This is a genomic window from Paenibacillus konkukensis (assembly GCF_023523925.1).
GTDB lineage: Bacteria > Bacillota > Bacilli > Paenibacillales > NBRC-103111 > Paenibacillus_S > Paenibacillus_S doosanensis.
Genome location: NZ_CP027059.1, coordinates 2,538,940 through 2,560,294, shown reverse-complemented (window position 1 = coordinate 2,560,294; position 21,355 = coordinate 2,538,940). Strand labels below are relative to the sequence as shown.

At 49.4% G+C, this 21,355-nt stretch carries 22 protein-coding genes and 1 tRNA gene; 18 read left to right on the top strand and 5 right to left on the bottom strand.

Features of this window, described 5'->3' with window-relative positions; genetic code table 11:
• Positions 1-153: 153 nt before the first annotated feature.
• Entirely contained in the window at positions 154-1,974 is a 1,821-nt protein-coding gene (locus SK3146_RS10935; protein ID WP_249865101.1) for a bifunctional diguanylate cyclase/phosphodiesterase, read from the top strand.
• Here SK3146_RS10935 and SK3146_RS10930 read toward each other — a convergent pair.
• A complete protein-coding gene (locus SK3146_RS10930) occupies positions 1,953-2,699 on the bottom strand; it encodes an HAD family hydrolase (RefSeq protein WP_249865100.1) in 747 nt (248 codons plus the stop codon). The two genes, SK3146_RS10935 and SK3146_RS10930, sit on opposite strands and share 22 nt — an antisense overlap.
• A 169-nt stretch (positions 2,700-2,868) precedes the next feature.
• Between SK3146_RS10930 and polA the strand changes: the two genes are divergently transcribed.
• The 5 genes from polA to SK3146_RS10905 all read left to right on the top strand — a co-directional run bounded on the left by polA (position 2,869) and on the right by SK3146_RS10905 (position 8,404).
• The gene (polA, locus tag SK3146_RS10925) at positions 2,869-5,529 is read left to right on the top strand and encodes a DNA polymerase I (RefSeq protein ID WP_249865099.1); all 2,661 of its coding nucleotides are present in this window, start codon (positions 2,869-2,871) and stop codon (positions 5,527-5,529) included.
• A gap of 18 nt (positions 5,530-5,547) precedes the next feature.
• Positions 5,548-6,399 (top strand): DNA-formamidopyrimidine glycosylase, encoded by an 852-nt coding sequence (gene mutM / locus SK3146_RS10920; protein WP_249865098.1) that lies wholly within the window; start codon positions 5,548-5,550, stop codon positions 6,397-6,399.
• 91 nt (positions 6,400-6,490) lie between these two features.
• Positions 6,491-7,180 (top strand): sporulation membrane protein YtaF, encoded by a 690-nt coding sequence (gene ytaF, locus SK3146_RS10915; RefSeq protein ID WP_249865097.1) that lies wholly within the window; start codon positions 6,491-6,493, stop codon positions 7,178-7,180.
• A 46-nt stretch (positions 7,181-7,226) separates the two neighbouring features.
• On the top strand, positions 7,227-7,823 hold the full coding sequence (gene coaE, locus SK3146_RS10910; protein ID WP_249865096.1) for a dephospho-CoA kinase: 597 nt from the start codon (positions 7,227-7,229) through the stop codon (positions 7,821-7,823).
• A 2-nt stretch (positions 7,824-7,825) separates the two neighbouring features.
• On the top strand, positions 7,826-8,404 hold the full coding sequence (locus tag SK3146_RS10905; protein ID WP_249866265.1) for a lytic transglycosylase domain-containing protein: 579 nt from the start codon (positions 7,826-7,828) through the stop codon (positions 8,402-8,404).
• 64 nt (positions 8,405-8,468) lie between these two features.
• On the opposite strand, the gene SK3146_RS10900 is transcribed toward SK3146_RS10905, so the two are convergent.
• The gene (locus SK3146_RS10900; RefSeq protein ID WP_249865095.1) at positions 8,469-8,693 is read right to left on the bottom strand and encodes an alpha/beta-type small acid-soluble spore protein; all 225 of its coding nucleotides are present in this window, start codon (positions 8,691-8,693) and stop codon (positions 8,469-8,471) included.
• A gap of 115 nt (positions 8,694-8,808) precedes the next feature.
• Here SK3146_RS10900 and nrdR point away from each other — a divergent pair, with 115 nt between their 5' ends.
• From nrdR to SK3146_RS10885, 3 genes are all read left to right on the top strand, one after another.
• Positions 8,809-9,285: a transcriptional regulator NrdR gene (gene nrdR, locus SK3146_RS10895; RefSeq protein ID WP_249865094.1), complete on the top strand. Its 477-nt coding sequence runs from the start codon at positions 8,809-8,811 to the stop codon at positions 9,283-9,285.
• Positions 9,286-9,355: 70 nt separating this feature from the next.
• Positions 9,356-9,428, top strand: a tRNA-Ala gene (locus SK3146_RS10890).
• Between the two features lie 358 nt (positions 9,429-9,786).
• Positions 9,787-10,332 (top strand): hypothetical protein, encoded by a 546-nt coding sequence (locus tag SK3146_RS10885; protein WP_249865093.1) that lies wholly within the window; start codon positions 9,787-9,789, stop codon positions 10,330-10,332.
• Positions 10,333-10,403: 71 nt separating this feature from the next.
• Here the strand turns inward: SK3146_RS10885 and SK3146_RS10880 are convergent, their stop codons facing one another.
• On the bottom strand, positions 10,404-11,252 hold the full coding sequence (locus SK3146_RS10880) for an Rpn family recombination-promoting nuclease/putative transposase (protein WP_249866264.1): 849 nt from the start codon (positions 11,250-11,252) through the stop codon (positions 10,404-10,406).
• A gap of 906 nt (positions 11,253-12,158) precedes the next feature.
• On the opposite strand from SK3146_RS10880, the gene SK3146_RS10875 reads away from it, so the two are divergent.
• The 4 genes from SK3146_RS10875 (at position 12,159) to SK3146_RS10860 (ending at position 14,895) form a co-directional block, all read left to right on the top strand.
• Positions 12,159-12,962, top strand: coding sequence for a hypothetical protein (locus SK3146_RS10875; protein WP_249865092.1), 804 nt, complete (start codon positions 12,159-12,161; stop codon positions 12,960-12,962).
• 207 nt (positions 12,963-13,169) lie between these two features.
• Positions 13,170-13,424 (top strand): hypothetical protein, encoded by a 255-nt coding sequence (locus tag SK3146_RS10870; protein WP_249865091.1) that lies wholly within the window; start codon positions 13,170-13,172, stop codon positions 13,422-13,424.
• 390 nt (positions 13,425-13,814) lie between these two features.
• Complete coding sequence (locus SK3146_RS10865; protein WP_249865090.1) at positions 13,815-14,384, top strand: SF0329 family protein; 570 nt, start codon at positions 13,815-13,817, stop codon at positions 14,382-14,384.
• A gap of 157 nt (positions 14,385-14,541) precedes the next feature.
• Positions 14,542-14,895 carry a hypothetical protein gene (locus tag SK3146_RS10860; protein WP_249865089.1) on the top strand — a complete coding sequence of 118 codons (354 nt, stop codon included), beginning with the start codon at positions 14,542-14,544 and terminating at the stop codon, positions 14,893-14,895.
• Positions 14,896-15,007: 112 nt separating this feature from the next.
• On the opposite strand, the gene SK3146_RS10855 is transcribed toward SK3146_RS10860, so the two are convergent.
• Positions 15,008-15,664, bottom strand: coding sequence for a TetR/AcrR family transcriptional regulator (locus tag SK3146_RS10855; RefSeq protein ID WP_249865088.1), 657 nt, complete (start codon positions 15,662-15,664; stop codon positions 15,008-15,010).
• A 237-nt stretch (positions 15,665-15,901) separates the two neighbouring features.
• Between SK3146_RS10855 and SK3146_RS10850 the strand changes: the two genes are divergently transcribed.
• Positions 15,902-17,209 carry an MFS transporter gene (locus SK3146_RS10850; RefSeq protein WP_249865087.1) on the top strand — a complete coding sequence of 436 codons (1,308 nt, stop codon included), beginning with the start codon at positions 15,902-15,904 and terminating at the stop codon, positions 17,207-17,209.
• A gap of 58 nt (positions 17,210-17,267) precedes the next feature.
• Positions 17,268-18,428 (top strand): metal-dependent hydrolase family protein, encoded by a 1,161-nt coding sequence (locus tag SK3146_RS10845; RefSeq protein WP_249865086.1) that lies wholly within the window; start codon positions 17,268-17,270, stop codon positions 18,426-18,428.
• Positions 18,429-18,730: 302 nt separating this feature from the next.
• Here SK3146_RS10845 and SK3146_RS10840 read toward each other — a convergent pair whose 3' ends face one another.
• Positions 18,731-18,901, bottom strand: coding sequence for a hypothetical protein (locus SK3146_RS10840; RefSeq protein WP_249865085.1), 171 nt, complete (start codon positions 18,899-18,901; stop codon positions 18,731-18,733).
• A 232-nt stretch (positions 18,902-19,133) separates the two neighbouring features.
• Between SK3146_RS10840 and SK3146_RS10835 the strand changes: the two genes are divergently transcribed.
• From SK3146_RS10835 to SK3146_RS10825, 3 genes are all read left to right on the top strand, one after another.
• Complete coding sequence (locus SK3146_RS10835) at positions 19,134-19,547, top strand: YciI family protein (protein ID WP_249865084.1); 414 nt, start codon at positions 19,134-19,136, stop codon at positions 19,545-19,547.
• Positions 19,544-20,803, top strand: coding sequence for an RNA polymerase sigma factor (locus SK3146_RS10830; RefSeq protein WP_249865083.1), 1,260 nt, complete (start codon positions 19,544-19,546; stop codon positions 20,801-20,803). The genes SK3146_RS10835 and SK3146_RS10830 overlap by 4 nt, the downstream gene beginning before the upstream one ends.
• Before the next feature lie 107 nt (positions 20,804-20,910).
• Positions 20,911-21,327, top strand: coding sequence for a YciI family protein (locus tag SK3146_RS10825; protein ID WP_249865082.1), 417 nt, complete (start codon positions 20,911-20,913; stop codon positions 21,325-21,327).
• Positions 21,328-21,355: the final 28 nt, after the last annotated feature.

The window sequence follows — 21,355 nt, the reverse complement described above, 5'->3', positions numbered from 1 at the left end:
TTACAATCGGTTAACAAAATCCGAATAGGACTTTAACACTGAGATAAATTTCCTATGCTATAGTGCAAGTAGGTATATAGGCGGGATAAGGCGCGAGAGAAACGCCGTTTCTGCAATCGACAACTACTTAGCGGTGAGGCGGGGATGAGGAGCATGACCACTAGCAAACCGGACTCTTACGGGGCGGAGCAACGCCCGGAATTTGAAATCGGTGAACATGACATCGGGGACATCGTGCAATGCCAGCGAATCCATTCCGTTTATCAGCCGATCGTTTCGCTTAGAGACGGCGGGATCTTAGGCTATGAGGCGCTGACCCGCGGGCCCGCCGGCAGCCCGCTTCATTCGCCGGACCGCCTGTTCTCTTCCGCAGCGCGGGCCGGATTGCTTTACCCGCTCGACAGACTGGCGAGAGAGAAGGCGATCCGCGGCGCGTTCTTTGCAGAAGGCCGCGAGCTGTTGTTTCTTAACATATCCGCAGCCGTATTGAACGATCCGCAGTTCGTTCCGGGCCGAACGCTGGAGCTGCTGGAGGCCAAGGGGATGGACCCGGGGCGGATCGTATTCGAGCTGACCGAACGAAGCTCGATCGAAGATTTCTCGGCTGCGAAGAGAATATTGGAGCATTATCGCAATCAAGGCTACCGGATCGCGATCGACGACGCCGGGGCGGGCTATTCCTCGCTCCAGGCGATAGCCGAGCTGCAGCCGGATTTTATTAAGGTGGACCGCTCTTTGGTGCAGGGGGTTCAACATCATAAGACGAAGGAAGCCATTTTGGAGACGTTCGTCTCTTTTGCCCGCAAGCTCGGTATTGAAATGATCGCCGAAGGCATCGAGCAGCAGGAGGAACTGCTTTATTTGACCCGGATGGGAGTTCATTACGGCCAAGGCTATTTGCTCGGCGCCCCCGGATCGGAGCAGGCCGTCGTCAGCGACCGGCTGGTGCGTCATATCGTGCAGCACAGAAAAATTCACGATACGGCCGGCAGCGCCTGGACGATAGGGGATTTGTGCTCGCCGGCCGCTGCGTTCGACCGCCAGACGCAAATTTCCGAGGTTGCCGATTACTTTAAAAATCATCTGAATGCCCAAGGCGTCGTCATCGTATCGGACGGCATCCCGGTAGGCTTAATGATGCGGGAGCGATTGTTCCAGCAGTTGGCCGGGCAGTACGGGTTCTCGCTGTTCTGGCATCGAACGATCGATCAATTCATGGATGCGCATCCGCTGATCGTCGATGAGCACATGCCGGTAGAAACGGTCTCCACGCTGGCGACTTCCCGGGCCATCAACAACTTGTACGACCTGGTCGTGATTACGCGCGAAGGGCGAATGGCCGGAGCCGCCTCGATCCGCGCGATCCTGGAATGCATTACGAACGCCCGGATGGAGAACGCCAAGGTGGCCAGCCCGCTGACGGGACTGCCGGGCAATATCCAGATTTACCGCGAGCTGAACAAGCGCCTCTCGGACAATAAACGGTTTGCGGTCATCTATGCCGACCTGGATTATTTCAAATGGTTTAACGACCGCTACGGATTTCAAAAAGGCGATCAGCTTATTCAATTTGCGGCGGATATTATTCAGCAGTCGGTCGTGGTCTGCGGCCATCCGTTCGATTTTGTCGGCCATATCGGAGGCGACGACTTCATCGTCATCACCTCGGCCGAGCAGCCCGAGAAGCTGTGCAAGGAATTGATAAGGCGGTTCGATCAAGGTGCCTGCCTGTTCGTGGAAGGCGACAAAGGGATCTTCGTGGAGGACCGCAGCGGCAACCGGGTAGAGGCGAAAAGCGTAACCGTCTCGTTATCGCTGATTTTGTGCGAGCGGGAAGCGGCCGTTACGCCGGAGCAAATTTCCCAAGTCGCCGCCAAGCTGAAAAAACAGTCCAAAAGCGTCATCGGCAGCGCCTTCCGTTCCGAACGCATCGGGCTTGGAGGGGAAGACGTTCAGAACAATTCGAGCAGCTGATCCATCTGCTGTATGCAGTACACGTTTCGTTTTCCGAGCTTTTGTTGAGTAATTTTTTTGGCCGAGGCCCCGCTTTGCACCCAGACCGCATCGAGCCCGGCTTTGGTGGCGCCGCACACGTCATGCTTCCAGGAGTTACCGACCATCACCAGCTGCCGCGGCGACAGATCGAGCGTTCTGATCGCGGTTTTGAACAAGGGAACGTTCGGTTTTTTCTCCGAGCTGTGCTGGGCGGTGAAGATCCGGTCCTCGGGGAAAAAATCATGGAGCCCAAACCGCTCCAGCAAATGCTTGACCTCGCTGCGCGGGCTGTTGCTGATGATCGCCAGCTTGAATCGGGGTGCCAGCGACCGGAGCGTTTCTTCCACGCCGGGAGCGAGCGACCTGGCCGCCAGCCTCTCTCTGCGGACAAGCTGGAAGAAATCGCGGGCGAACTGCTGATGAACCGGGACTTCGAGCTCCTTAATGGCGCTTTGCAGGCACTGCTGCTGCAGGTCGTCGAGCTGGAGGCGGGCGGTTTTATTTTTTTTATGCTGCTGCCAGTAAAACTGGTACTTGCTCCAAAGCGCTTCCGCCGTCGGAAAGCTGCCTTGGACCGAGCGGGAGTAGTAATCGTTCCATACGGAACGGAAGGCCTGCTCGAAGTGAATGCCTTGATGAATCAACGTTTGATTGACATCGAAACAGATCGCCTTTTTGCCTGCTGTACGGGTTGAGGTGCTCATAAACGTTCTACCTCCGTTTACGCGAAAAGCATCGCCTTATAATCTATGCTTATGCTACGGGCGTCGGCGTCACCCCTATGAAGGGCAAAGTGGACGTAAGCTTTTTTTCTTTCGTTGTCCTATGCTATCATGGAGTATGTGATGTTATGAAAAAAATGAGGTGTAGCGCGTGTCGAAATTGATATTGATTGACGGCAACAGTCTTGCCAATCGGGCGTTCTATGCATTGCCGCCGCTCAGCAACTCCAGCGGACTGCATACGAATGCGGTGTACGGATTTACGACGATGCTGCTCAAGCTGCTGGAAGAGCAGCAGCCGACCCATTTCCTCGTGGCGTTCGATGCGGGGAAGGTGACGTTTCGACATAAAGACTATGCAGAATATAAAGGCGGAAGGGCGAAGACGCCGCCCGAGCTGTCCGAGCAGTTTCCGCTGCTTCGCGATTTGATCCGCGCCTTCGGTATGGCGCAGTTCGAGCTGGAAGGGTACGAAGCCGACGATATTATCGGTACGCTGACCCGCATTGCCGACGAGAAAGGCGATATCGAGGTGATCGTCGTCACCGGAGACAAAGATATGCTTCAGCTTGTCTCGGATCGCGTGAAGATCGCGCTGACGCGCAAGGGCATTACCGAGGTTGAGCTGTACGATAAGGCGCTGATTGAGGAAAAGTACGGTCTTAAGCCGCATCAAATTATCGATTTGAAAGGGCTGATGGGCGACGCCTCGGATAATATCCCGGGCATTCCCGGCGTTGGTGAGAAGACGGCGCTGAAGCTGCTGCACGAGTATGAGTCCGTCGAAGGCGTCCTTGAGAACGCCGCTCAGCTCAAAGGCAAGATGAAGGAGAAAGTCGAGCAGCATGCGGACGAGGCCCGAATGAGCAAGGAGCTGGCGACGATCTACCGTGAAGTGCCGCTGACGACGCAGTGGGAGGAGCTGGCTTACTCCGGTTACGAAGGACAGGCTCTGGCGGGCATGTTCCGCAAGCTGGAGTTCAAATCGCTGCTTGAGAAGATGGATTTCTCCGGCGGAGATTCGGCTGAAGCCGGGCGGGAGCAGGCTTCTATCGAAGCGGCGGTTGTCGGCGAAGACGACATGGCCGAGCTGGTCGGCATCCTGCCTCAGGTGACGGCGCTGCATGTGGAAGCGGCCGGAGATAATCCGCATAACGCGGAGATGATCGGTTTGGCGCTGTATACGGAGGCCAAATGCTATTATGTGCCGTTCGAGCGGCTGCAGGAAGGCACTGCAGAAGCGGAAGCCGTGAAGGCGTGGCTCCAGTCCTCGGACAAAGCGCTGGCCGTCTACGATCAGCATCGCGCCGAGATCTTGCTGGCATGGCGCGGCATTCATCTGCGCGGAACGGAGTTCGACGTGCATCTTGCCGCTTATTTGCTCGATCCTACGGAGTCGGCGCTTACGCTTAACGGTCTTACCGTCAAGTACGGACTGCCGGCGCTTAAAGCGGATGAGGATGTATTCGGCAAGGGAGCCAAATTCCAAATTCCCGCGTTGGACGTTCTATGCGACTATTTATGCCGCAAGGCGGCGGCGATTCATCAGCTGACGGAGCCGATGAAACGGGATCTGGAAGAAAGCGGCATGCATCAGCTGTTTTACGGGCTCGAGCAGCCGCTGGCAAGCGTTCTTGCCGCGATGGAGGAGAAGGGCATCGAGGTCGATACGGAAGCGCTCAAGCAGTACGGCGAAGAGCTGGGCTCGCAGCTGGAGACGATTATGCATTCGATCTATGACGCCGCAGGGATGGAGTTCAATATTAACTCGCCTAAGCAGCTCGGCGAAGTGTTGTTCGAGAAGCTGCAGCTTCCTACCGTAAAGAAGACCAAGACCGGTTATTCTACCGATGCGGAAGTGCTTGAAAAGCTGGAGCCGTATCATCCGGTCATTGGCCATATTCTGCATTTCCGCACGCTGTCCAAGCTGCAATCTACTTATGTGGAAGGGCTGCTCAAGGAGGTGCGCAAAGATACCGGCAAGGTGCATACCTATTACCGGCAGACGATCGCGGCGACCGGGCGGCTCAGCAGCCAATATCCGAATCTGCAGAACATTCCGATCCGTCTGGAGGAAGGCCGCAAAATCCGCAGAGTCTTCGTTCCCTCAAAGCCGGGCTGGTCGATCTTGACTGCGGATTACTCGCAGATCGAGCTGAGGGTGCTTGCGCATATATCCCAGGATGAGAAGCTGATGGAGGCGTTCCTCCACGACCTGGATATCCATACGAAGACGGCGATGGATGTGTTCGGCGTCTCCGAGTCGCAAGTGGACTCCAATATGAGAAGGCAGGCGAAGGCCGTCAATTTCGGTATCGTCTACGGTATCAGCGATTACGGTCTGTCGCAGAACTTAAATATTACCCGTAAAGAAGCGGCGCAGTTTATCGAGCAATATTTTGCCGTGTTCCAGGGCGTTCGCCAATATATGGACGATATCGTCCGAAAAGCGCGCCAGGACGGCTATGTCACGACGCTACTGCAGCGCCGCCGCTATTTGCCTGAGATTACCGCATCCAATTTCAATCTGCGCTCCTTCGCCGAACGTACGGCGATGAATACGCCGATTCAGGGCACCGCGGCGGATATTATCAAGCTGGCGATGGTGCAGATGGACGAACGATTGAAGCGCGACGGCTTGCGCAGCCGGATGCTGCTTCAGGTGCATGACGAATTGGTGTTCGAAGTGCCCGAAGACGAAATCGAAACGATGAAAACGGCGGTGGCGGAAGTGATGGAGAATGCGCTGAAGCTGGATGTGCCGCTGAAAGTGGAAGTCGATACCGGCTCCAACTGGTACGAAGCCAAGTAATAACCGAGGTGAAACAACATGCCGGAGCTTCCGGAGGTCGAAACAGTCAAACGAACATTAAGTCAGCTGGTCGTCGGGAAGACGATAGGGAATGTCACGGTGCATTTGCGCAGAATTATTCAGCGGCCGGAAGAACCGCTGGAGTTCAGCATGATGCTGCAGGGCGAAACGATACGCTCCGTCGAGCGGCGGGGCAAATTTCTCCGCTTTCTGATGGACAACTATACAATGGTTTCGCATTTGCGCATGGAAGGGCGGTACGGCGTCTACGACAGCAAAGATCCGCTGGAGACGCATACGCACGTGGTGTTTCATTTTACCGACGGCAGCGAATTGAGATATAAGGACGTGCGCCAATTCGGGACGATGCATTTGTTCCCGTTAGGTCAGGAGCTGGAGGAACAGCCGCTGAAGAAGCTGGGTTTGGAGCCTCTGGACGATGCGTTCACGCTCGATGCGTTCAAGAGCAAGCTGGCGGGGCGCTCGACCAAGATCAAGCCGCTCCTGCTGAATCAGGAATATATCGTAGGGCTCGGGAATATTTATGTGGATGAGTCCCTATTTCTTGCCGGGATTCACCCCGAGCGGGAAGCGGGCTCCTTGTCGCGGCAGGAGCTGGCTTCCTTATACGAGGCGATACTCAGCACGTTGAACGATGCGGTTGCCGCCGGGGGCTCGTCGGTCAAGTCATATGTAAACGGACAAGGCGAGATCGGCTTGTTCCAGCATCAGCTCAAAGTGTACGGGCATAAAGGCGAGCCTTGCCCGGTTTGCGGGGCGCACATTGAGAAGTCGGTGGTGGCAGGACGGGGGACGCATGTTTGCCCGAACTGTCAGCCCTTGAAGAAGCAACGAAGCCGCAAGGCGTAACCGCCTGCGGGCAAACGTACGACGAGTAGGCTGCACCCTCCGCCCATCTATGCCATATAGTAGGAGTAAAACGGTCGGGAGGGGAAGTTCTATGCTGCCTTTTGTCTCCTTGTTGATACTGGCTCTGGCTGTCAGTCTGGACGGATTCGGCGTAGGCGTCATGTACGGTTTGCGCAAAATCCGAATGCCGCTGTTATCGGTGGCGATTATATCGCTTTGTTCGGGATGCATCATTTATGTGTCCATGCAGATCGGCGTGTTTATCAGCCGCTTCGTCGATCCTGAATTTGCCAAAGCGATCGGCGGCGTCATCTTGATCGGCATCGGAATTTGGGCCGTCTACCAGGTCGTATCGAAGAAAAAAGACGAAGAGGACGGCTTGCCCCAGCCGGTAGGGCCGGCGGAGGCTTCGTTGGAGGAATCCGCCGCTCCAAGTCCGCGGGAAGTATTTTACATCGAGTTGAAAAGACTCGGCTTGGTCATTCAAATATTGCGCAAGCCGTCTATCGCGGATATGGACCGCTCCGGCAACATTTCGCCGTACGAAGCGCTGCTGCTCGGCGTCGCTTTATCCTTGGACGCCTTCGGCGCGGGGATCGGGGCGGCTTTGATCGGTTTTGCCCCGCTGCTGACTTCGGCTGTCATTGCTTTGGCCAGCGGGACCTTCCTGGCGAGCGGCTTACGAATAGGTTATAAGTATTCGGAATTATTTTGGATTCGCCGATTATCGGTATTCCCCGGATTTGTATTGATTGTTATGGGTATCATGAAATTGATGTAGTGAAAAACAGCAGGCGATTACTAACTTTTTTCGTAGGAGAATGTATATGAATATCGGTTTAACCGGAGGCATCGCTTGCGGCAAAAGCACTGTAGCGGATTTGCTGGTGCGGCGCGGGGCGATGCTGGTTGATGCCGACCGCATTGCCAGGGAAGTCGTGGAGCCGGGTAGTCCCGTGCTGCAGTTGGTCGTGGAACGCTTCGGCGCGGACATGCTGCTCCCCGACGGCTCTTTGCACCGCAAAAAGCTGGGTGAGGCGGTATTCGGCAACCCGCAGGCGCGTAAGGATTTGGAGGGCATTATGCACCCTTCGATCCGCGCCCTGATGCGGGAGAGAATGGAGCAATACGAACGGCAGCACCCGGACAAGCTTGTCGTGGTGGACGTGCCATTGTTATACGAATCGGGGCTGCAATCCATGTTCGAGGCCGTCATGGTCGTGTACATACCCAGAACAGAGCAGCTCAAGCGGCTTATGTCGCGCGATGGGCTGACGGAAGAACAGGCTGAGGCCCGTCTTCAAGCACAAATGGATATCGAAAACAAAAAAGCGATGGCCGACATTCTCATAGACAATCAAGGAACGCTTGTGCAGACGGAATACCAGGTGGAGGCGTTTCTAAAGGGAAGGAGGCTGCTATGAGCATCAGCTTTTGGCGGAAAAAGCGAGTGTTTGCTCTACTTTTCATCACCTTCGTGATCCTCATGTTTATCAGCAGCGATAAGGTCGGAAAATGGTTGTATCCTATCCGTTATGAGGAAGAAATAAGGCAGCATGCTCAAGCTTACGAGGTCGATCCGCTATTGGTTGCAGCTATCATTCGAGTAGAATCCAATTATAAAACGAATATTTCATCCAAAAAAGGCGCCTACGGTCTCATGCAGCTTATGCCCGATACGACCGAGTGGATTGTGGATGCCGGCAAGTTTTCTCCCTCGTTCAAAAACGATCTGGACAATCCTTCTGTCAGCATAGAGCTCGGAACCTGGTACCTTAACTGGCTCCATAAGGAGTTCAACGGCAATACGGTCGCTATTATAGCCGGATATAACGCCGGGCAAGGCAAAGTAACCAGATGGATTCAAAACAGAGAGTGGGACGGAACCTTGGAAAATTCGAATTCGATCCCGTATGGAGAAACGAGACATTACATTCAGCGTGTTTTGTATTATTATAATAAGTATCACAAGTTATACGCGAAGGATTGGGGAATGGCTTCTTGAAAGTAAAGAAGTATTGGACAGGCCCCTTCACGGAAGCTTTGTCCAATACTTCTCTAACCTTTACCTATCGGTTCCCGCCAGCAAGTGTTTGCTCGGCGATTTGTACCAGGCGACGTGTAATATGTCCCCCGATAGCACCAGTGTCACGAGTAGCCATGTTACCGTAGTAACCGTCTTGAGGAATGGCGATACCCAATTCCTGTGCTACTTCATACTTCAGTTGATCCAAAGCTGCGTTAGCTTGTGGAACAACCAATTGGTTGCTGCTTCGAGATTGTCCTGCACCCATGTCTGTTCACCTCCTTGTCGTTTGTAATCCTATTATGTGCTTTTCACAGAAGTTCATTACAGGGATTCACTGGCAATAATTGTTCATTTGTAATCAAGAGGAGAGATATTGAAAAATGAAATGCCCTTATTGCGACTATTCCGGAACGAAAGTACTGGATTCCCGCGCGGCCAATGAGAATAAATCGATCCGGCGCCGCAGAGAATGCGAAAGATGCGCCAAGCGGTTCACCACGTTCGAGATGGTGGAGGAAACCCCGCTTATCGTAATCAAAAAAGACGGCAGCCGCGAGGAATTTAGCCGCGAGAAGATGCTGCGCGGTCTTATACGCGCCTGCGAGAAGCGTCCGGTATCCGTCGAGCAGCTCGATATGATCGTCTCCGAAGTGGAGAAGCAAATCCGCAACACCGCCAGCGCCGAGGTCGACAGCCGGGAAATCGGCGAGATCGTCATGGAGCAGCTATACCCTGTGGATGAGGTCGCTTATATCCGCTTTGCTTCCGTGTATCGTCAATTCAAGGACATCAGTATGTTCATGCGAGAGCTTACGGACATATTGTCCAAGCATCAGGTAGGCGATGATAAAAAATAATTTGCAGGTGCAGCGAGTCAAACTGTTGACAAGCTTATTGCACCTGTGATATTATCATTCTTGTCGCCGCGGGGCCTTAGCTCAGCTGGGAGAGCGCATCGCTGGCAGCGATGAGGTCAGGGGTTCGATCCCCCTAGGCTCCATAAAAAAAGTCCTCGGAACCAATTAGGGTTCCGGGGATTTTTTTGTGCCTAGGCGGGGGCCGAACCCCGAGGGTTCAGTCCGCGCGCAGGGAGCGGAGCGGACGAGCACGGCGTTGGAATCAACCGCTAAGGTAGTCATCGGCGAGTAAGCTTCGTCAGCAGGATAGATGAAGGATTCAAACATCCCCCTAGGCTCCATAAAAAAAGCGTCACTACGATTACCGTAGTGGCGTTTTTTTATTTGCCTGCGGGGCCGAACCCCGAGAGTTCAGTCTGCGCGCAGGAAGGAGCGGACTAGCACGGCGTTTTATTAGGAGCAAAAGCCGACCCTGTTCTTAATGAACTTGCAGCCGATGTCATGCTTATGATTAAAACTAGGCTAACACTGCCACAAGCGACGGATCATGTTAAGACTAAACCAGCACTAATCTGTAAATCTCTACTCGGTCACATGCTTTCAGCAACTGGAGATTTCGGCACGAGCAAGATTGACGATAAGTATCGGGATTACGTATTAGATGAATCGATGATTATTCCTAAAGGAATAAAGGTGTTCTACTGGATATATCCATACATGAGCCTAAAGGTAATTAGAGATATAGCAATGCCTAGATACAGAGGTGAATGGAGCGATTTTAGTAGAGGGGGTGTCGGTATGTTCAGCATACTCAAATATCCCCCTATCGGCTATTTGGCTACAGATTTAGATGAATATGAAGGATTACATGAATTAACCCAGTATTGTGGAAGCCGCATGGATGATAAGGCAGAAATACCTTTCAGATTAGATATGATACATCCTGAATACTGGCCTGAGGCTGGAGAGGATAACTTTGTCATGGGGGAGAAAGTTTGGGGATTGGAGTGTCTGCCAGACCCCGTAGCAAACGAAAGTAGCATTTGAAGCAAGCTCAATCTGTTAATCCATAAATAAACAGAAGCTGTGGGGAACTAGTCCCTCACAGCCTAAAGGATTCAATGTGTTCGTTTCAATTGTTCCAACTGTTCTGTTGAAAGTCCAGTCAGTTCCGCTACGGTTGGTACGTCCATACCTTTAGTTAGCATGTTCTTGGCAACCTCCAATTTTCCTTTAAAATTGCCAAGTGACTCGCCTTCCGCCCTTGCACCTTCCAACATCGAAGCTTCATCATGCAGAGCTTTTTGTCGCATCTCGTACAGACGCCGTGCTTCAGCATCTTGACTCAGGTATTCTAATGCGGTCATTGCTTTACCCAGAGCAGGTTCATTCACCTTCAACACCTCCCAGTTCGTTGTATCCTCGCTTTTCAAGAACAGTAACCAGTTAAGCAAACCACCTTCGTTCGGTATGTCTTGCGAACTCAGCTTGGAAAGCTCCATGATGTGGATTTCAATATCGTCGATCAGTGTAATGCCGCTATGGTCTTCCCGTAGATGAAAAATGTTGTGGTAACGGTCGTTAGACAGTAAGGAGAAGTTGAGAATATTGATTGTGACGCATTTTTTCAACTGTTTGTAGGACTGTCCTTCTTCAAGCTGTCCCGCGTATTGCTTGCTCCAATAGTAAAGTGTGCGCTTCTCATTATCGTACTTATTGAATAGCTGCATCTCCACATTAATGAGCTTTCCTTCAGTTGTCCTGGCTTGGATGTCGAAGATGGATTGCTTATCGCGCGGCGAATCCTTATCCGTGTATGGATTCATCAGGATGATCTCGGTCAGCGGCGGCTCCCCAGCTTCTATAAAGGTTCTGTTAAGGAAGGCAAGCAGGATATCTTTGTTCTCTTCGCTGCCGAAGATGCGTTTGAAGACGAAATCATTCTTGGGGTCAAGCAGGTCGTGCATCCGAATCAACTCCAATCCTTATCATTAGTATTATATCATGATTTCCAGTTCTGTTGCATAGTGACGCACCGCACTTCACATGATCTCATCCTCAAAGGAATTTGAGGGATGGCGTGATCACATCCATGATCACTAACCCTGGATTATCGACGGAAATCCGAGGAAACAGGAAGACAGAGCGAAGTCCGAAAACCCGCTCTACAGCAGGCTTTCGGACATATTGGTACATAGCAGGACACCGCGCATACCACACTGGCAGCGATGAGGTCAGGGGTTCGATCCCCCTAGGCTCCATAAAAAAAGTCCTCGGACCAATTAGTGTTCTTGGGATTTTTTTTATGCTAGGCGGGAGCCGAACCCCGAGGGTTTAGTCCGCGCGCAGGGAGCGAAGCGGACGAGCACGGCGTTGGAATCAACCGCTAAGGTTGTCATCGGCGATTAAGCTTCGTCAGCAGGAAAGATGAAGGATTCAAACATCCCCCTAGGCTCCATAAAAAAAAGTCCTCGGACCAATTAGTGTTCCGGGGATTTTTTTTATGCTAGGCGGGGGCCGAACCCCGAGGGTTCAGTCCGCACGCAGGGAGCGAAGCGGACGAGCACGGCGTTGGAATCAACCGTTAAGGTTGTCATCGGCGATTAAGCTACGTCAGCAGGAAAGATGAAGGATTCAAACATCCCCCTATGCTCGACCAAAAACATACATAGATGGCAGGACTAATGAAAATGAGGAGGTCCTGACACTTGCGGGGGCTTTCTATTGTCGGAAATGGGGATATTTTCTGGAATTTGGAATGGAAATAGTCTATGCTTACTGTAGGTATAGCACAAAGTATTGATCCTATAACGCTACAAAAAAATGGAGTTAGAATATAAGCGATTAAAATTTAAGAAGGGAGCGATAGCATAATGTTGGCTGAATTCTATAAAACAATTGATGCATCAGAAGAACTAGGGGAAAATATATCAATTCCGGATCATGGTCCAGCGTTGTACCTCTCTGATAGCGGAGCATTGTTTTGTTACATGGGAATTGTTGGTAGGGAAGAGAAAGGAGCGCATTTAAATGGGTGGCCGTATTACCTCCGTGGTAAGTCGGCGAAAAAAAGCAAACAACTGATAAGAGGTTTTTATAGACTGCAAGCGGGTTGTATATTATTGACTAATTTCTTGGATCATGAATTATATGGTAAGGCAAGGTTCAAACGTCTTGAAAATTATATTGTGAGTTTGCCTATAGCGAGTTCGTGCGAATTTGGTATCGTAAAGAGGATCAATTCTGAGCATTCATTCTTTTTTGAAGAGAACAAATTAATGTCCCGTGCTTGCTTTGGTCTGACGTATGACGAACTTAAACAAGTAGTGGGAATTTATGCTCAACGACTAGGGATTTTTAATGATTATGTACAATATCCAAGAATTACAAGATCAATGAAAAAAGATAATTTTTGTGACATTACGGGATTATGGATTCCGCCACAATTTCCGTATATAACTTTTAATGGTGATGGTTATATCTATTCTCATGTTTCGTTATACGGGTTCTACCGTCATGTTGATGTCTTGCTTTCAATGGGCAGCAACACGATGGCATCGAAAATTTTCACACATGAAATACTGGACATTGAGGCCTTGAATCACTTGCAGTTGATTGATGATTGTTCTTTAATGGGAGTAAAAGTAATTAGGGACAGCTTTTCTGAAGCCTACTAAAGGATGGTTTTTATCGCTGGCTTAAAAATGAAATCATGCGGTGATAGCAGGATTGAAAAATCCAAAAATTTATTAGAAATTATCACTATACCGATTCAATACACTACATATCAATATACTCATTTAGATTTACGTAAGCACAAGGCAGTGTCTGTTTGTGGGAAATTATGGATTTCTTTGTAGTATAGCTATAAAGGAGTGTTATTGATGAGAAGTGCTAAAGAAGCTGGTAGCTTCCCATATAGTATGGGTACAGTTTGTTATTTTGAGGTAGATAAAAACGGTAATGTGTCACAAGTTTATCACAAAAATAAGTCGGATAGGCCGAAGCTTCTGGAAACCTATCATAGGGTCAATAATAACACAACGACATTATATGCTGTATGGCCAGGTAATTGGAGCAGTGATTTGTTTATCATTGATGACCTTGATGCTTTTGCAAAGGCATTCAACTTTATTTGACCGATTAGACATATTAATTTGATCTATATATTAGTGCCCCGCCGCCAATTATATTGAAAAGATTCCTGATTCGTTAAGGAACCTTTTCAATACAAGGTAATTTTTTCACTCGTCGAAGGTATTTATAGGTGTGTAAATCCGTGGGAGAGCGCATCGCTGGCAACGATGAGGCCAGAGGTTGAATTCACTAGGCTCCATAACAAAAACGTCACTACGATTACCGTAGTGGCGGTTTTTTTATTTGCCTGCCGTCCCGAACCCCGAGGGTTCAGTCGGCGCGGACGTAAAAGATTTGTTTGATTTATTCTAACGGGTCTAGTAATGTAAATTAAACGGAAGGCAGCCATTCCGAATTAGACAATAAGGCTTTTTTTAAAATAGGAGAAGATCATGTCCTGGAGCAAATTGAAGCAGCAATTGGAGAGCTTTCTCAGTCCTTCGTTACAAGGGAAAGTGGAATACCGCGCAACTGGCTATCGTTATTTGCCCGATAAAGCGGGGATTTGTTATATCGCGGTTGATAAAAAAAATATACTGAACATGAGCGATGCGACTACCTTTATCACATGGTATCAATCGGAGCAGGAAATAAAAAACGACTCGGGTATCGATATTCCGATCGGTCATGAACAAATTGAAGCTGTAAGAATGAATATGCAAGGGAAGATTCCGGAAGATCGTTTAATCGCGATTGCGCGAAGCCGAGCAATATCCCAGTTGGCCAAGGAGCTTTGGGCAGCGCAATCTTCACTCAGTAAATCCAATTTTATGGATGCGGCTAATACGTTTTTGTCCTCCTCTATTGAAGATAGCCTCGAGAGTAACGATATATTATTAAATATTATGGCATTGATCGACAGACGAGTTGGGAAAAAGCGGATTTTAAACATGTCTGAAAAAATCAAGCTAAAGCATCCGGCTGTGCAATATTTTTTTGATTTAAGGCTTGGAAAGTTGTGAACACGGATGAAAAACAATCGCCCTGTCCTCTTTTGTAGGCAGGGCGATTCATTTTGCTTTAAGTTCGTCCAATCAGATAAACCTTTGAATGAATAAGATATTACAGTGACATTGACTTTTATCATAATATCTTGTTTGTGAAAGGGGCGGGGGATGAATGATTCGTAAGTATACGACTGGACCTCTGAATAACCTAACGGAGAAAGACAAGACTGTATCCCGCAGTATTGTTGTGAACTCACTAAACCAGGATCAACATAATACTGCAAGAGTAAGAATTAAAGTGTACGCATTAAACGGTAAAAAGAAATTGATTCATAACGTTGCATTTATGGTAAAACCGAATGCTTCCACATACACTAGCCTTTTTGTAGGAAATGCGAAGCAGTATGAAGTCCAATTTATTACAAATCAATCGAAAGTTCAATTTGCATCGTTTGGGATTAGTCCGAAAGATCGTTATGTTGCCGCACATCGAGTCATTAACAGTGAATTGACAAGAATCGTATGAGGATGAATAATCATAATTTCTATCGAGCTAGGTGTTCTTGGCTCAATATCAACGCCTAAGCGGGGTCCCCCATCTTAGGCGTTGTTCTTTAGGTTGGTCCTAGTGCATTTTTTTATGTTTCTAAGCTCTTTAAGAAGTTCAAACTGTTCTGAATCGTTTCCGCAATGATCTTGTCCGATAGCCCTATGTTGTATAAATAATTGGAATAAAGGATGTTCAGCATTTCCTCCAGCGTGATTTGGATTTCTTTTTTGTACCGTTTTTGAATTAACAGCCACTCGGCCCCTTTCATCACGGTAAAATAAAGCTCATTTTCTTCGCGTCCTATCTGCAGCCCATGCTCTAATATAACTGTAGAAGACATCTGTATGAATAATTTGCTTGGCGTTTCAAAGGGACCGGCCGATTCATAGAATTCATAGAAGAATTTAGAATATTCCTCGCTATTTTCTACATATTTCCAGGACAAGAGAGTAGTAATATATATTTTTTCGGCGTTGGACACGCGGCTCATATCAATCGTGCCGATTTGTCGGTAGATCCGATCCATTAATCCGAGGTACACATGCTTAGCTAAATTTTCCTTAGACGTAAAGTGATAGGGCAATAAGCCAAGGTTCACATTCGCGTGCGAGGCAATGTCGCGCATGGTTACGGAGTGGTAGCCTTGTCTCATAAAAAGTTCCGTCGCAGCCTGTAATATGACCTTTGCCGTGGAATTATCTATAGGTTCTTCTTCATTGGCTTGTATGTATTTTTTATATCTCATCGCGCATCATCCTTGTACATGTATAAAGATTATTCCGCATTCGCTAATTGATTTTTTTAAAGTATACCCTTTGCTCCCTGGACAGTCAATGAACCGAGCTGAATAAGGCTAATCGTACTGCAATAAAAAGGAAGAGCTTCGTTGGAGTCGCAAAAGCTTCAAAAAAAATTTGACTTTCTTTTGATTTGCATTATATTTAAAATTATACATGTATAAATTAATCATGGGGGAGGATTTATGAGGGCTACTTCTGGTAAAAGAGGTTTAAGGGATCGCATTATACCGCTATTTTTATTGTCTGCTGCCGTTTCAGTCGTGAATATATTGTTTTTACCGATTATATTTTATGTGCCGTTCCAAGCCGTTTTTGAGCTTTCCAATGAACAAATGGGGTCCTTATTGGCTGCTTATGCAAGTTTGGCAGTGCCAGGCTATGTGGTGGGCGGTTGGTTATGCGACAAGTTTTCATCGAAAACCTTAGTAACAACGTCGGTATTAAGTACATCGCTCTTGGGCTTTTGGATGTCTACGATTCCAAGCTATAACACGTTATTATTCATCTTCTTTCTTATGTCAATTACGTTAGGTTTATTTTTATGGAGCGCTCAAATCAAATGTCTTCGAATGCTCGGAGATAACACGGAGCAAGGCAGAATTTTCGGCTACTCCATGGCGATTGACGGGATTATTTCAGCAGGATTTTGTTTGGGACTGGCCTATCTGATCGGAGAAAACATCGATACGGTTGCGGGTTTTCGCACAGTCATATTAGGTTTCAGCGGCTTTTTCTTTTTGGTTGGATTGGGCTTGTTCTTCTTCTATGACAATAAAAAATATGGTACAAGCTCTTCGGACGATAGTGAAAGGATCACTTTTAAATCGCTGTGGAATGCGGCAAAAATGCCCGTAACCTGGATCATCGCGATGATTTCTTTTGGAGTTTACGTCGAGTCCACTGCACTTAGCTATATGAGCCCTTATTTAAATGCAGCATACGGGATGCCCGTTGTCTGGACGACGGCATTCGCCGCGATCGTTCGTTACGGCATTAAAATTCTGGCTGCCCCTATCGGCGGACTTATTCGTGACAAAATCGGAAGAACGGCGCCTTTAGTTTATTCGACCGTTACGCCCGCATTGTTGATTATCATCATTTTAAGCTTCATTCCACGGGATCACAAATATCTCATTCTGGTCATCAGTTTGATTTTCCTGGCCATTTTCATCAGCCGGTTAAGTTACACGGCGGCGAATATGCCGCTGGCGGAATTGAAGGCACCGCTTGCGCTTGCCGGTACGATTACCGGGTTAGCCCTCATGTTTGGTTATTGTTCCGATTTATTTTTACCTAAGCTTATCGGACATTTTTTAGATATGTATGGCGTGTCGGGTTACAACTATGTATTCGGCATTATGGTCATCGGCATGATGATTATGCTAACCGGCGTTTTTTGGCTGAACTATGAATCGAAAAAATTAATTGCACGTGAAAAGTCAGAGCATGTGCAACAAGAAGATTTACAAGCAAATACCAACGCGATCTAAACATAAACTGCGATATGAAAGGATGATACGGTTGATCATTTTAAGAAATTGCAATTTTGTGGAGGCACTGACAGAAGGTACGGATTTGAAAACGGGAGACATCCTCATCGAAAATGGAATTATCAAGGAAATCGCCCCAGTCGGAACATTGAACGGCGAAGGTTATGAAGAAGTGGATGTAAAAGGCTCCACGGTAATGCCCGGTATCATCGATATGCATGTGCATTTAGCCTTTGTTCGTCCAACGCAAGCAGAAATTTTGCAGCTCAGCAAGCCTGCTTTTGCGTTTGATTGCTTGAAATACGCGCAATATCTGCTCAGTATCGGCATCACGACCGCGCGGGACGTAGGCGATGACAAATCATGTCCAACTATCGCTTTAAGGAATGCCATTGAGGAGGGGGTCGTCGCAGGACCAACCGTCATTGCTTCAGGAGCTACCTTATGTCCGCACGAACCCGGCGTAGAAATCATGGAGAATCTTTTGGAATATGTAACCGGCCCGACTGAAATGAGAAGATTAGTGCGACAAAATTTCCAAAAGGGCGCGGACTTCATTAAGCTGTACGGAAGCGGTTCGATGATGTCGCAAGGAGGCGACCCGGGCGTTCGCATTCTGGAGGAAGATGAGATCAGGGAAGCGGTGAACATTGCCTCAGGCCGAGGATCTTATGTAGCGATGCATGCCCATGGTGCGGAAGCGATCGATGTTGGCGTCAAATCAGGTGTTCGTACCATTGAACACGCAAGTATGATCTCGGATGATACGTTGCAGTATATGAACGGTAGAAGAGATGTCGGCATTGTACCGACGCTGGCGATCATGCATGATTTGATCGAAAGCGATTATACGGATTTCCCTGAAGCCGCAAAGAAAATAAATAAATTGAAAGATACCGTGAAAAATTCTCTCATGAATGCGGTGAGCTACGATGTGCTCATCGGCTGGGGAACGGACGTATCCTATGCGTCATACAAGAAAAATCCGGGATTGGAATTTAAAATGCGTAAAGAATTCCTGGAATATTCGAACGTCGAGATTTTGAAGCAGGCGACAATAGACAGCGCCAAATTGTTAATGTTAGAGGATAAAATCGGCAGCGTAAAGGTTGGAAAACAGGCCGATTTAATCGTGATTGACGGCGATCCGATTGCAGATATTCGCGTAATGTATTCTCCCCCCGCGCATGTTATCAAGAGCGGGGCATTCATTCGATAATCGTTGAATCGTAAGATCAAGAGACTCCGAGCGTTGATCGGACTGCCTTGCGGGTCGCAAAGCAAAGCTAGCGCAAGGCATTCGGCATGAACCCGATAGTTCACCGTTTCCACGAAATAACACTCTGCGATCGATGAAAAGCGCACACAGAAGAGGGGGTTATTCAGAAAGTCAGTGAAAACTGACTTCTGGAGGCCCCGTTTTTGTTGCATGTTAAAAAGCCGATCTTGTTCTTGGCTCAATATCAACGCCTAAGCGGGGTTCCTCATCTTAGGCGTTGTTCTTTAGGTTGAAAACATTTTTCACTCCCTGCATAAAAATTCAATTTCAGCAGTCTGCGGCTCAATTTTGTTTTTTTGGGGCTGGGCTTGGGGAGCGTCAACTTCGATAATGGTCAAATATCCGTAAGCAAACGGATCGGTTAAAATTGTACGAATCATATGTTTATCGCCTTTTTCGGCTTGGAATGTCAAGTAAATTGACCTCCAATTTCATTTTGAAGTATACTTTTATATATTTTTCCAACCCAATGGAAATACCAGTTGCTGGTCGCATCGAATGATAAGCATTCAAATAATACAAATAAATTTCTTTAGATGTGTCGATTGGTCCGGCATTCATTCGTTGTTTATATAGAGGCCTGCCCAAGCGGTTTGAAACGAACGAAAAATAGGTCCACTATACATGATATGGAGGAGATTAAACATGAGATTTATGATGATCGTGAAGGCAACAACGGATTCGGAAGCGGGGGTAATGCCTAGCCAGGAATTGCTCGATGCCATGCTGAGATATAACGAGGAGCTGGCCAAGGCGGGGGTGCTGCTTGCCGCAGACGGACTGCAGCCGAGCTCCGGCGGCATTCGTATTTCGTATCCGGAGCCGGGCGGCAAGCCGAAAGTGGTGGACGGGCCGTTTACGGAGGCGAAGGAAATTATTGCAGGCTTTACGCTGATCGAGGTAAAGTCGCGGGAAGAAGCGATCAAGTGGGCGATGCGCATGCCTGATCCGCATGGCGGCGGGCAAGGTGAGATTGAATTGAGGCAAATTTTCGATCCGGAACAATTGGCTTCGGATGAAGCAACGCAAGTAAAAATCAGGGGGCAGTTCAGGTTGTGAGCCGATCAGATACGGGACGGACGATCGATGCCATTTGGCGGATCGAGTCCCCCAAATTAATCGCCGGATTAACGCGCATGGTTCGAGACGTAGGGCTGGCGGAGGATCTGGCTCAAGACGCCTTGGTGATCGCGCTAGAGCGCTGGCCGGAGTTGGGAATCCCCGACAATCCGGGAGCATGGCTCATGACGACGGCGAAGCGCCGCGCCATCGATCTGCTGCGAAGAAACAAGCTTCGCGACCGGAAATACGAAGAGCTGACCCGCACCGCCGAATTGTATACGGAAGAAGATATGGATCGCCGCATGGACGGGGAGATTGGGGACGATCTCCTGCGTCTTGTCTTCATGACCTGTCATCCGGTATTGTCGCAGGAGGCCAGGGTAGCGCTCACGTTAAGGTTATTGTGCGGGCTTACAACGGAAGAGATCGCCCGTGCCTTTCTGGCAGCGGAAGCGACGATTGCGCAGCGGATCGTTCGGGCGAAGCGTACTCTTAGCGCCAAGAAGGTCCCGTTCGAGGTTCCCGCAGGCGAAGAACTGAAGGAGCGATTGGTTACGGTTCTAGAGGTCGTTTATTTAATGTTCAACGAAGGTTATTCGGCAACCGCGGGCGAACATTGGGTCCGGCCGCTTCTATGCCAGGAAGCGCTGAGGCTCGGCCGCATGCTGGCGGAGATTGCGCCTGCCGAACCCGAAGTGCACGGGCTCGCGGCGCTGATGGAATTGCAAGCCTCGCGTCTGAAGACGAGGGTCGGAGCGGACGGGGAGCCGATCCTGCTCATGGACCAAAACCGCGCCAGGTGGGACCAGCTCCTGATCCGCCGCGGGCTGGCAGCTCTTCATCGCTGCCAGCAGTTAGGGAAGCCGTACGGCCCCTATGCGCTCCAGGCAGCTATCGCCGCTTGCCATGCGCAAGCGGCGACACCGGCGGACACGGACTGGGTCCGGATCTCCGCCTTGTACGAAGCTTTGTCGCGCGTCATGCCTTCGCCGATCGTGGAATTGAACCGCGCCGTGGCGATATCCATGGCCTTCGGTCCGGCTTACGGCCTTCAAATCGTCGACGAATTGAACCGAGAGGCTTCGTTATCCGCGTACCATCTTTTGCCCAGCGTTCGCGGCGATCTGTTGTACAAATTGAATCGGTTCGAAGAAGCGCGCCTCGAGTTTGAACGAGCGGCTTCCTTGACGAAAAACAGCCGCGAGCGGAAGCTTTTGCTCGCACGGGCATCCGAATGCAGGGATGAATCATGATTTTCATGCCGGTTGTCGAATCGGAGCTCCCGCGTTCGTCGTTCAGGTAGAGGCAGGTTAAGGCAGATGGCTGCCAAATCCGATCCCTGCCTGAGGGAGCCTATTTTATGAGATATTTGATGATGTTTAAATCGACAGCGTTTTCGGAAGCGGGCGTGGCCTATGATCCGAATTTTGCGGCCCGCCGGACAGCGTATGCCAGGTCTCTTGCCAATGCAGGAATTTTGCTCGCCGATGAATCGCTGCTTCCAAGCTCGAGCGGGCTAAGGATCACGTTGCCGCCGGACGGAGGCAGGGCCGCCGTGGCAGCCGGACCATTTTCCATGGAGAGCGACCTGTTGGAAGGGTTTCTTATCCTGGATGCTCGTACTATGGACGAAGCGATGGAGTGGGCGCTAAAGCTTCCCGTTCCCGAGGGGCGCGGCGAAGTCGTCGTTGAATTGCGTCAGCTGGCAGATCCGGCACAAACCTATCATAACCCCATCATCGCTGCCATGGAGGCGAATTTACGGGAACAAATTTAAATCGGAAAATGCAAGAACCCCAAAAAAC

Excerpts from the sequence above, each read along its gene's own strand:
- SK3146_RS10935 (WP_249865101.1), top strand. The coding sequence starts at position 154 with ATGACCACTAGCAAACCGGACTCTTACGGGGCGGAGCAACGCCCGGAA.
- SK3146_RS10930 (WP_249865100.1), bottom strand. The coding sequence starts at position 2,699 with ATGAGCACCTCAACCCGTACAGCAGGCAAAAAGGCGATCTGTTTCGAT.
- mutM (WP_249865098.1), top strand. The coding sequence starts at position 5,548 with ATGCCGGAGCTTCCGGAGGTCGAAACAGTCAAACGAACATTAAGTCAG.
- ytaF (WP_249865097.1), top strand. The coding sequence starts at position 6,491 with ATGCTGCCTTTTGTCTCCTTGTTGATACTGGCTCTGGCTGTCAGTCTG.
- coaE (WP_249865096.1), top strand. The coding sequence starts at position 7,227 with ATGAATATCGGTTTAACCGGAGGCATCGCTTGCGGCAAAAGCACTGTA.
- SK3146_RS10900 (WP_249865095.1), bottom strand. The coding sequence starts at position 8,693 with ATGGGTGCAGGACAATCTCGAAGCAGCAACCAATTGGTTGTTCCACAA.
- nrdR (WP_249865094.1), top strand. The coding sequence starts at position 8,809 with ATGAAATGCCCTTATTGCGACTATTCCGGAACGAAAGTACTGGATTCC.
- SK3146_RS10885 (WP_249865093.1), top strand. The coding sequence starts at position 9,787 with ATGCTTATGATTAAAACTAGGCTAACACTGCCACAAGCGACGGATCAT.
- SK3146_RS10880 (WP_249866264.1), bottom strand. The coding sequence starts at position 11,252 with ATGCACGACCTGCTTGACCCCAAGAATGATTTCGTCTTCAAACGCATC.
- SK3146_RS10875 (WP_249865092.1), top strand. The coding sequence starts at position 12,159 with ATGTTGGCTGAATTCTATAAAACAATTGATGCATCAGAAGAACTAGGG.
- SK3146_RS10870 (WP_249865091.1), top strand. The coding sequence starts at position 13,170 with ATGAGAAGTGCTAAAGAAGCTGGTAGCTTCCCATATAGTATGGGTACA.
- SK3146_RS10865 (WP_249865090.1), top strand. The coding sequence starts at position 13,815 with ATGTCCTGGAGCAAATTGAAGCAGCAATTGGAGAGCTTTCTCAGTCCT.
- SK3146_RS10860 (WP_249865089.1), top strand. The coding sequence starts at position 14,542 with ATGATTCGTAAGTATACGACTGGACCTCTGAATAACCTAACGGAGAAA.
- SK3146_RS10855 (WP_249865088.1), bottom strand. The coding sequence starts at position 15,664 with ATGAGATATAAAAAATACATACAAGCCAATGAAGAAGAACCTATAGAT.
- SK3146_RS10850 (WP_249865087.1), top strand. The coding sequence starts at position 15,902 with ATGAGGGCTACTTCTGGTAAAAGAGGTTTAAGGGATCGCATTATACCG.
- SK3146_RS10835 (WP_249865084.1), top strand. The coding sequence starts at position 19,134 with ATGAGATTTATGATGATCGTGAAGGCAACAACGGATTCGGAAGCGGGG.
- SK3146_RS10825 (WP_249865082.1), top strand. The coding sequence starts at position 20,911 with ATGAGATATTTGATGATGTTTAAATCGACAGCGTTTTCGGAAGCGGGC.